This window comes from Streptococcus intestinihominis (assembly GCF_046824975.1).
GTDB lineage: Bacteria > Bacillota > Bacilli > Lactobacillales > Streptococcaceae > Streptococcus.
The window spans coordinates 73,766-84,757 of sequence record NZ_JBKQBL010000006.1 but is presented as its reverse complement, the minus strand read 5'-3'; the positions used below and the strand labels follow the sequence as shown (position 1 = coordinate 84,757).

At 44.5% G+C, this 10,992-nt stretch carries 9 protein-coding genes and 1 pseudogene; all 10 read left to right on the top strand.

Annotation, left to right across the window (positions count from 1 at the left end; translation table 11 throughout):
* Positions 1 to 140 (top strand): annotated as a pseudogene (locus tag ACLOR3_RS09290) (PTS sugar transporter subunit IIA); the annotation flags it as partial.
* Positions 141 to 237: 97 nt separating this feature from the next.
* Complete coding sequence (locus ACLOR3_RS09285; RefSeq protein WP_411400940.1) at positions 238 to 1,401, top strand: SIS domain-containing protein; 1,164 nt, start codon at positions 238 to 240, stop codon at positions 1,399 to 1,401.
* Between the two features lie 27 nt (positions 1,402 to 1,428).
* On the top strand, positions 1,429 to 2,469 hold the full coding sequence (locus ACLOR3_RS09280; protein WP_411400939.1) for an aldose epimerase family protein: 1,041 nt from the start codon (positions 1,429 to 1,431) through the stop codon (positions 2,467 to 2,469).
* Positions 2,470 to 3,094: 625 nt separating this feature from the next.
* Positions 3,095 to 4,093 carry a Holliday junction branch migration DNA helicase RuvB gene (gene ruvB / locus ACLOR3_RS09275; protein ID WP_411400938.1) on the top strand — a complete coding sequence of 333 codons (999 nt, stop codon included), beginning with the start codon at positions 3,095 to 3,097 and terminating at the stop codon, positions 4,091 to 4,093.
* Between the two features lie 6 nt (positions 4,094 to 4,099).
* Positions 4,100 to 4,666: a nucleotidyltransferase family protein gene (locus ACLOR3_RS09270; RefSeq protein WP_411400937.1), complete on the top strand. Its 567-nt coding sequence runs from the start codon at positions 4,100 to 4,102 to the stop codon at positions 4,664 to 4,666.
* Between the two features lie 118 nt (positions 4,667 to 4,784).
* Positions 4,785 to 5,207, top strand: a complete 423-nt coding sequence (locus ACLOR3_RS09265; RefSeq protein ID WP_129270557.1) for a low molecular weight protein-tyrosine-phosphatase — start codon at positions 4,785 to 4,787, stop codon at positions 5,205 to 5,207.
* Between the two features lie 57 nt (positions 5,208 to 5,264).
* Complete coding sequence (locus ACLOR3_RS09260; RefSeq protein ID WP_411400936.1) at positions 5,265 to 5,678, top strand: MORN repeat-containing protein; 414 nt, start codon at positions 5,265 to 5,267, stop codon at positions 5,676 to 5,678.
* On the top strand, positions 5,668 to 7,485 hold the full coding sequence (locus ACLOR3_RS09255; RefSeq protein ID WP_411400935.1) for an acyltransferase family protein: 1,818 nt from the start codon (positions 5,668 to 5,670) through the stop codon (positions 7,483 to 7,485). The genes ACLOR3_RS09260 and ACLOR3_RS09255 overlap by 11 nt, the downstream gene beginning before the upstream one ends.
* A gap of 358 nt (positions 7,486 to 7,843) precedes the next feature.
* A complete protein-coding gene (gene adhE, locus ACLOR3_RS09250) occupies positions 7,844 to 10,495 on the top strand; it encodes a bifunctional acetaldehyde-CoA/alcohol dehydrogenase (RefSeq protein WP_118096325.1) in 2,652 nt (883 codons plus the stop codon).
* A gap of 220 nt (positions 10,496 to 10,715) precedes the next feature.
* The coding region (locus ACLOR3_RS09245; protein ID WP_412037163.1) for an alcohol dehydrogenase catalytic domain-containing protein at positions 10,716 to 10,992 on the top strand (277 nt) is incomplete at its 3' end.

Genomic DNA, 10,992 nt, shown 5'->3' with positions numbered 1-10,992 from the left:
GGATGAACTTGCCAATGGTAATTGAATTTATTAATAACAGCCTGGTCGGAGGAGAAGAAGCTTATCCAGCGCGTGCACAAGAAAGCATCGTGAAGGTTAATGATCTTTTATCCAACTTTGATGACGACGAGGATGAGTAAGATACGATAGCGAAAACCGCTTGAACATTCGGAATGGGGCTGGGACAATTGTCTCAGCCTCTTACCGCTTATAAGGCGGGTAGAAAAGAGGAGAAGCATGCTAGATTATACAAAAGAAGAACTGCTTGAACTGGGGGCTGAAATTACGACACGCGAAATTTACCAGCAACCGGAAGTTTGGAAAGAGACCTATCGTCTCTATCAAGAGAAAGCAAAAGAAATCCAAGAGTTTTTGGAGGCTATCGGGAAGCGTCATGGCTACATCAAGGTGATCTTGACAGGCGCAGGGACCTCAGCCTATGTGGGGGACACCTTGGTTCCGTATTTGCAGGAAGTGCACGATGAACGCCATTGGAATTTCCAATCCATTGCGACGACCGATATCGTGGCGCATCCACAAACCTATCTCAAACAAGAAGTGCCGACGGTCTTAGTTTCCTTTGCACGTAGTGGCAACTCACCTGAAAGTGTTGCAACAGTTGAGTTAGCTCAAGACTTGGTCGATGAACTTTATCAGATCACCATTACCTGTGCGGAAGAAGGAAAGCTAGCCCAGCAGGCCCACGGAGATGAGCGTAATCTCTTGCTTCTCCAACCAAAAGAAACCAATGATGCTGGCTTTGCCATGACTTCGAGCTTTACCTCTATGCTCTTGACAGCCCTCTTGGTCTTTGATCCAAGTGAGGAAGAAATCAAGGAAAAACGAGTGGAAGAATTGATTCATCTGTCAGAGCAGGTCTTGGAGAAAGATCGCGATGTCAAGGAAGTTGTAGATCTAGACTTCGAACGCGTCATCTATCTAGGAGCAGGACCTTTCTTTGGGCTAGCTCATGAAGCCCAGCTCAAGATTTTAGAGTTAACAGCCGGTAAAATTGCGACCATGTACGAGAGTCCTGTTGGCTTCCGTCATGGACCGAAATCCCTCATCAATGATCAGACTCTGGTCTTGGTCTTTGGCTCCATTGATCCTTATACACGCCAGTACGATTTGGATTTGGTTGGAGAAGTGGCTGGAGATCAGATTGCCCGTCAGGTCGTCCTCTTGACCGACCAAGCAGCAGGCATTGAACATGTACGAGAAGTGTTGGTAGAAGCATCAGCAGAGTCGCTAGATATCTACCGTGCCTTCCCATACATTATCTATGGTCAATTGATTTCCCTCTTGACTTCGCTCAAGGTTCAAAATCGCCCAGACACGCCATCGCCAACAGGAACGGTCAACCGTGTTGTACAAGGAGTGGTGATTCACCCTTTTCACTAGAATGAATAATCTTGGAGGAGACAACTTGTGAAACACTATCATAAATATCTATTTGGTCAACTGGACGGCCAAGACGTAGAAGCTTATCGCCTCGAAAATGACCTAGGTTATCAATTGTCTGTCATGACCTATGGGGCGACGATCATAGAGTATGTGACGCCTGATAAACAGGATCAATTCGCCAATATTGTGTTGGGCTTTGACAATTTTGATGCCTATGTCGGCAATAGTCCCAAGTATGGAGCCAGCATTGGTCCGGTTGCTGGTCGGATTGCAGGGGCCAGCTTTGAGCTCAATGGTCAAACCTATCACTTAGAAGCCAATAATGGTGCCAACTGCAACCACAGTGGACCGACGGGTTGGGACAGTGCCTTGTTTAGCGTGGAGTCCGTGACAGACCAAGAAATCACCCTGTACACAGAGCGTGCGGATGGTACCGGCGGTTTCCCTGGAAATCTCAAGATCTGGGTGACCTATGGCTTGACGGAAGCAGGGGAGTTGGAAATCAGCTATCGAGTAGAAACGGACCAAGATACTCTAGTTAATCCGACCAACCACAGCTATTTCAACCTATCAGGCAACTTCACTCAGCCGATTAATGACCATGTCTTTCAGATCAACCATCAGGGGCTTTACCCTATCCATCCCGACGGTGTCCCTCTTCACACTGTGGACAAAGAAAGTCCGGTTGTTCAGCATCTCTACCAAGCTATGCTCTTAGAGGATCTCTTTAAGGATTCTGATCCGCAAATCCGCCTGGTAGAAGGCTTGGACCATCCTTTCGCTCTGCCAGAAAGGCATGAGAATGTAGGATTCTTCTATCATCAGCCGTCTGGACGCTTTTTGACCTTCAAGTCAGAAGCCCCCGCCTTGGTGGTGTATTCTGCTAACTTTGTGGATGAAACTGTTTATCTGGAAGGAAAACCAATGGTTCAACACAATGGCTTGGCCTTGGAATTCCAAACCGTACCAGATGCCATTCATAGTGACCAAGCTGAAAAGGTTATCTTGAGAGCGGGTCAAGTCTTCACCAGCAAGACCAGCTACCATGCCATTGTTAAGAAATAGATAAGAAAGAGAGGGTGACAAACAAGGATGTGAAATCTTTGCTTGGGACCTCCTCTTTTTTTGAAAAAAATTTTAAAAATGACTATAAGGAAACTTTAAGCTTCCCGTCGTATACTAATACCATCATCAAAGACCTCCTAACTTTGAATGATAAAACTCCTAAAACTTTTTCATAATAATCTCCCTATAAGAGCCACCAAAACCGGTGGCTTTTTTTTCTACGTACCTTTACGAGCATCAGCGAGTTTAGGTACGTTGACGCAGTTTGAGCGGAGCGAAAACTACGTTCCTTATTATAATGGTGAAAGCAGTCAAATAGGGACGTAGACGAGCTTAGGTACGTTGACGCAGTTCGAACGCTAGTGAGAACTACGATCTTTATTTCTTAGCAAACGTTAGAGAGCTTAGGTACGTAGATGCAGTTTGAGAGGAGCGAAAACTACGACCCTTATTATGGTGAAGTCAGTCCAATAGGGTCGCAGACGGACTACATTCCCTAAAAAGAAACAAGGTAGTTTAAGAGGGGAATCGATTCCCAACACCCAACAATCAATAATTAGTGATATATTGAATAGAATATGATTTTAAATCATCAGAGGCATCATTTTTTGCTATAATAGACTGTATGAGTAGAATTTTAGACAATGAAATCATGGGCGACGAAGAGGCTGTTGAACGGACGTTGCGCCCGCAATTTTTACATGAATATATCGGTCAAGATAAGGTCAAGGACCAGCTGAAAATCTTTATTGAGGCAGCCAAGCTTCGGGATGAAGCGCTGGATCATGTCCTTCTTTTTGGCCCTCCGGGGCTTGGGAAAACCACCATGGCTTTTGTCATTGCCAATGAACTGGGCGTCAATCTCAAGCAGACTTCCGGTCCTGTCATTGAAAAGGCTGGTGACTTAGTAGCCATCCTTAATGACTTAGAGCCGGGCGATGTCCTCTTTATCGATGAGATCCACCGTCTGCCTATGTCAGTCGAAGAAGTGCTATACAGCGCCATGGAAGATTTTTACATCGACATCATGATTGGTGCTGGCGAGACTAGCCGGAGTGTCCACCTGGATCTTCCTCCTTTCACTCTGATTGGGGCTACGACTCGAGCTGGGATGCTGTCCAATCCCTTGCGCGCTCGCTTTGGGATTACCGGCCACATGGAATATTATGAGCAAGATGATCTGACAGAGATTGTCGAGCGGACCGCCGAGATCTTTGAGATGGAGATTACCCACGAGGCTGCCGAAGAGCTTTCTCTTCGTAGTCGGGGGACTCCTCGGATTGCCAACCGTTTGCTGAAGCGGGTGCGTGATTTTGCCCAGATTATGGGCGACGGCTTGATTGACGACACCATTACAGACAAGGCCCTCTCTATGCTGGATGTGGACCATGAAGGACTGGACTATGTCGATCAAAAGATCCTGAGGACCATGATTGAGATGTACGGTGGCGGCCCGGTTGGCCTTGGGACCCTATCGGTCAATATTGCTGAAGAGCGAGAGACCGTAGAAGATATGTATGAGCCTTACCTGATTCAAAAAGGCTTTATCATGCGGACCCGGACAGGGCGCGTGGCGACCCGCAAAGCTTATGAACACCTGGGTTATCCCTACAATGGAGACTAGAAGAAGATGCTGACGGAAGAAGCGATAGTAGAGCAGATCCAAGCGGATCCGGAGATGATGACTGTCTTGACTATTATTCGAGATCTCAACCTGGCAGACGCTTGGTTAGCAGCAGGTGCGGTGCGCAATTTTATCTGGAACCAGCTTTCTGGCAGACCAGGGTTTGACGCGGCGACGGATCTGGATCTGGTCTTTTATGACCCCGCGATCAGCTATGAGGAGACTCTGCAGATCGAGCAGGGATTAAAGAAGACCTATCCTCAGTATGCCTGGGAAGTCAAAAACCAAGTCTACATGCACCAGCATAGCCCGGGGACGGCTCCTTATCATAGTGCCTGTGATGCGGTTTCCAAATACCCCGAGCAGTGTACGGCTCTTGCGGTTCGCTTAAGGAAAGACGATCAGCTAGAGCTTTTTCTCCCCTATGGGACAAGGGATATCGAAGACTTCATCGTTCAGCCGACTCCACATTTTTTAGCCAGTCCTGAGCGTTTGGCGGTTTATACAGAGCGTATGCGGAAGAAAGATTGGAAACGCAAATGGCCAGCCCTTCAGATCATCCTGCCTGAATAAAAAAAGAAAGTCAGCCCACCTCAATGGTGGACAGGCTTTTTTCATCTTGACTCAAAATTATAATTTTAGCAGATTATATTTTTCTCACATTCTGTTATAATAGAAAGGAGGTGCTGTCATGAAAAAAATTGTATTTGTGTGTTTAGGAAATATTTGTCGGAGCCCCATGGCAGAGTTTGTCATGAAGGATTTGACCAACCAGTATGAGATTGAGAGCCGTGCCACTTCTAACTGGGAGCACGGGAACCCTATTCACCAAGGAACTCAAAAGATTTTTCGCAGTCATGGCGTGCCCTATGATGTGTCTAAAACATCCCTTCAAATCAGTGACCAAGATTTTCATACCTTTGATCTGATCTTAGGAATGGATGAGAATAATGTGGCTGACCTCAAACGAATGGCACCGCCTGGAACAGAGCACAAGATTCATCTCTTTGCAGGAGAAAGTGTTCCAGATCCATGGTACACAGGAGATTTCGAAGAGACCTATCGCCGTGTCCTAGCTGGTTGTCAAGAGTGGTTGGAACGATTAGAAGACTAGTTTCGGACTGGCTCCTTAAAGGACTAACCGGCTGAAGATAAAAAGAATGAACAGAGTATGGAAAAAATAAAAGAATTATATGAGACCTATAAGGTCTATGTTACGAGAGAGAATATTGAACGCTTGTCCTTGGTGATTATTGTTCTGTCTGCTTTGTGGGTATTTCTTTCCTCCATTCCTTTCGGAGGTGTGTTGACCCTCGATAAGGGAGCTATTCGCTACGACGGAAGTGTCGTCCGAGGCAAGATGAATGGCCAAGGGACGGTGACTTTTGAGAACGGGGACACCTACAAGGGCAATTTTGTCAATGGGACCTTTAGTGGTTATGGAACCTTTACAGCCAAGGCTGGCTGGAAATATGAAGGTGAATTTGTCAATGGCCAACCAGAAGGCCAGGGAACCTTGACGACAGAACAAAATGTCGTTTATAAGGGAACGTTTAAACAAGGAATTTATCAAAATGCGAATTAAATGGTTTTCATTGGTACGGATAACGGGACTTCTTCTCGTTCTTCTCTACCATTTCTTTCAAAGAGTTTTTCCTGGTGGATTTATTGGAGTCGACATCTTCTTTACTTTCTCAGGATTTTTGATCACGGCTCTGCTGATCGATGAGTTTGCCCGTCATCAAAAGATTGATCTCAAGGGCTTCCTTAGACGACGCTTCTACCGGATTGTCCCTCCTTTAGTCTTTATGGTCTTGCTGGTCATGCCTTTTACCTTCTTGGTCAGACGAGACTTTATTGCTGGGATTGGGACGCAAATTGCAGCCGTTTTTGGCTTTGTGACCAACTTCTATGAGATGTTAAGTGGAGGAAGTTACGAAAGTCAGTTCATCCCCCATCTTTTCATTCATACTTGGAGTTTGGCTCTTGAAGTTCATTACTACGTCCTCTGGGCGCTCTTGGCTTGGTTTTTGGGTAAAAAAGCTAAATCAGTTGGCCAATATAGAGGCTATATCTTCCTATCTTCGACAGGTCTCTTTTTGGTGACTTTCCTGACCTTCTTTGTCGGAGCACTGGTCACCAAGAATTTGTCCAATGTCTACTTTTCTAGTATCGCTCACGTCTTTCCTTTCTTTGTGGGGAGTGCTTTAGCGACAGTGACAGGGATTACAACGACCAGCCCAAATCTTACTCAATTAGTGAAGAAGCTATCTCTACAGAAGACGTTAGCGATTTTAGCGGGTGCTTTTCTAGTTTTATTGGTCTTGACCTTTATCCTTCCCTTTGATAGTGTTTGGACCTATTTATTTGGCTTTTTAGTAGCAACTCTTGCTGCATCTGTGATGATTGTGATGACACGTGTCCTCCATGAAAAGACACCGAATCAGAAAGAACCAGCAGTGATTACCTTTATTGCAGATACCAGTTATGGGGTCTATCTCTTCCACTGGCCATTTTACATTATCTTTTCTCAATTAATGACCAATGGCTGGGCCTCTCTACTAACAGCGCTTGTATCCTTTAGTCTTGCTGCCTTGAGTTTCTATATTATTGAACCAACCTTGGCTGGACGTGAACCGAAGATTTTTGGGATCTCGATGGATCTCAGAAGTTTCACGAAACCACTCTTTTACAGCGCGATTCCCTTGACCTTGCTCATGTTTGGGATTGCACTCTTTGCGCCACGCGTCGGAGCCTTTGATGAAAACCTGATTACCGAAGGACTTCGTCAATCCGACAGCAAGATGCAGATCACGCGTGCCCAAGTTGACAATGCTTCAGCGACTTCCTACAATGTGTCAGATGGCGTGACCATGATCGGAGATTCTGTAAACCTCCGGGCATCAGATTATCTGAAACAAGTACTGCCAGATATCCAATTAGATGCTTTGGTGAGTCGCAATCTGGACTCAGGATTAAAAGTATATGAAACAGATATTGCCAATAGAGTCTTACTCAAGAACGTGGTAATCGCACTTGGAACCAACTCTTCTAATAATTATCAAGAATTGTTGGATAAGTTTGTTCAAGAATTACCAAAAGGACATCGCTTAATCTTTGTGACCCCATATGATGGGCGTGAAGCCAATGATAGCAATAGCGTTACCGTTCAGACTCGACAGTATCAGCTGGAATTGGCTAAAAAATATGACTATGTCTATGTAGCAGACTGGTACCAAGTGGCTGTCGATAATCCAGAGATTTGGGCTGGAACGGATAATGTCCACTTTGGTTTAGAATCAGATGGTTCCATCGATGTTGGAGGAAACCTGTATGCCAACGTCGTGAAAGAAGCAGTTGATCAAGCCAATCAGGGGCCGGTTAAACCGTAAAATTTACTATATGATTTAAGCAATTTTCACTTGAAGAAAATTGCTTTTTTTAGTAAAATTAAGAAAACGCTTACAAAAATTGCGTGAAAATATTTGTTTGTGAAATTGAAGTGCGTTCTCAAAAAATTCCTTCAATTTTTTCTTGAAAATACTCCTGTATAGAAGGAGAAGGAGGGTTCATGGAAAAAAGTTAAAAAAATCTTTGTGAAACTATTTACAAATTTTCTAAAATAGAGTACAATAATATTGTGAAAAAATTAACAAATCGAAATTTCTTACACTATTCTTGAAAGTTTCTGAAAACAGGAAAAAGTTCCGGAAAAGGATAAGGGTTTCAAACATTGGAGGAAAGCATCAAATGGCTGATAAAAAAACTCTCTCACCTGAAGAAAAGAAACTCGCTGCTGAAAAACACGTAGACGAGTTGGTGCAAAAAGCACTTGTTGCGCTTGAAGAAATGCGCAAATTGGATCAGGAGCAAGTAGACTACATTGTGGCGAAAGCATCTGTAGCAGCTCTTGACGCACACGGTGAGCTCGCTCTTCATGCCTATGAAGAAACTGGTCGTGGAGTCTTTGAAGACAAGGCGACTAAGAACTTGTTCGCTTGTGAACACGTAGTAAATAACATGCGTCATACGAAAACAGTTGGTGTCATTTCAGAAGATGACGTCACTGGTTTGACCCTTATTGCTGAGCCAGTCGGAGTTGTCTGCGGGATCACCCCTACAACCAACCCTACTTCAACAGCAATCTTTAAAGCTTTGATTTCCTTGAAGACACGGAACCCTATCGTCTTTGCCTTCCACCCATCAGCTCAAGAATCATCTGCTCATGCGGCACAAATCGTCCGCGATGCAGCGATTAAAGCAGGAGCTCCTGAAAACTGTGTGCAATGGATTACGCAACCATCTATGGAAGCAACCAGTGCCCTTATGAACCACGAAGGAGTTGCGACTATCCTTGCGACCGGTGGGAATGCCATGGTTAAAGCGGCATACTCATGTGGGAAGCCAGCACTTGGGGTAGGTGCCGGAAACGTTCCTGCCTATGTTGAAAAATCAGCTAACATCCGCCAAGCAGCACATGATATCGTTATGTCTAAATCATTTGACAATGGTATGGTTTGTGCGTCTGAACAAGCGGTTATCATCGATAAAGAAATCTACGATGAGTTTGTTGAAGAATTCAAATCTTACCACACTTACTTCGTTAACAAAAAAGAAAAAGCCCTTCTTGAAGAGTTCTGCTTCGGCGTAAAAGCTAACAGCAAGAACTGTGCGGGTGCGAAATTGAATGCGGACATCGTTGGGAAACCAGCGGCATGGATCGCAGAACAAGCTGGCTTCTCAGTTCCAGAAGGAACCAATATCCTTGCGGCAGAATGTAAAGAAGTTGGTGAAAAAGAGCCTTTGACTCGTGAAAAATTGTCACCAGTCATCGCTGTCTTGAAATCTGAAAGCCGTGAAGACGGAATTAACAAAGCTCGCCAAATGGTTGAATTCAACGGTCTTGGTCACTCAGCTGCCATCCATACAGCTGACGAAGAATTGACCAAAGAATTTGGTAAAGCAGTTAAAGCCATTCGTGTGATCTGCAACTCTCCTTCGACTTTCGGTGGTATCGGGGATGTTTACAATGCCTTCTTGCCATCATTGACACTTGGATGTGGTTCTTACGGACGTAACTCTGTTGGGGACAACGTTAGTGCCATCAACCTCTTGAATATCAAAAAAGTCGGACGCCGGAGAAATAACATGCAATGGATGAAACTTCCTTCAAAAACATACTTTGAACGTGATTCAATTGAATACCTACAAAAATGTCGTGACGTTGAACGTGTCATGATCGTTACAGACCACGCTATGGTAGAGCTTGGTTTCCTTGATCGTATCATCGAACAGCTTGACCTTCGTCGCAATAAGGTAGTTTACCAAATCTTTGCAGACGTAGAACCAGATCCAGATATCACAACCGTTGAACGTGGTACAGAGATCATGCGTGCCTTCAAACCAGATACCATCGTCGCTCTCGGTGGTGGATCTCCAATGGATGCGGCTAAAGTAATGTGGCTCTTCTACGAACAACCAGAAGTGGACTTCCGTGACTTGGTTCAAAAATTCATGGATATCCGTAAACGTGCCTTCAAGTTCCCATTGCTTGGTAAGAAGACCAAATTCATCGCCATCCCAACAACGTCTGGTACAGGATCTGAAGTAACACCATTTGCCGTTATCTCTGATAAAGCAAACAACCGTAAATACCCAATCGCAGACTACTCATTGACTCCAACTGTTGCCATCGTAGACCCTGCCTTGGTATTGACTGTTCCAGGATCTGTTGCAGCGGACACTGGTATGGACGTTTTGACTCACGCAACAGAAGCTTATGTATCTCAAATGGCAAGTGATTATACTGATGGTCTTGCTCTTCAAGCCATCAAACTTGTCTTCGAAAACTTGGAAAGCTCAGTGAAGAATGCAGACTTCCACTCACGTGAGAAAATGCATAACGCTTCAACTATTGCTGGTATGGCCTTCGCCAATGCCTTCCTAGGTATTTCTCACTCAATGGCTCACAAGATTGGTGCGCAATTCCACACCATTCACGGACGGACCAATGCGATCTTGCTTCCATACGTTATCCGCTACAACGGTACACGCCCAGCTAAGACAGCAACATGGCCTAAGTACAACTACTACCGTGCAGATGAGAAGTATCAAGACATCGCTCGTATGCTTGGCCTTCCATGCTCTACACCAGAAGAAGCAGTTGAAGCTTACGCGAAAGCTGTTTACGAACTTGGTGAACGTGTAGGTATCGAAATGAACTTCAAAGCACAAGGAATCGATGAAAAAGAATGGAAGAAACATTCTCGTGAATTGGCCTTCCTTGCTTACGAAGATCAATGTTCACCAGCTAACCCACGTCTTCCAATGGTAGACCACATGCAAGAAATCATCGAAGATGCATACTATGGTTACAAAGAACGTCCAGGACGTCGTAAATAAGATGCTAGAGAACAACTGATGTTTATCAGCTATCCCTCGCTCAAAAGAGCGGGGGATTTTTCTTTGTTTTAACGCTAGAAATTGATTTTTGTGATCAAAAAATATCTTTTAAAGAAATCTAATAAATATGTTGCAAGCGCTTACTTTGTATGTTATAATATTCACAAAGTAAAAACTGTAATAAAATGGTTTGATGAAACCAACAAAAAAGGAGTCGCTTATGAAAGCAGCAACATATGTATCCGCAGGAAATCTTCAGTTGATTGATCAACCAAAACCGGTGATCAAGAAACCAACTGATGCGATTGTTCGTTTAGTGAAAACGACCATTTGTGGAACAGACCTCCATATTTTGGGTGGTGATGTTCCAGCTTGTAAAGAAGGGACCATCCTGGGTCACGAAGGAATTGGGATTGTCGAAGAAGTCGGCGATGCGGTTACGAACTTTAAGGTCGGAGACAAGGTTATCATCTCTTGCGTAACAGCTTGTAACACTT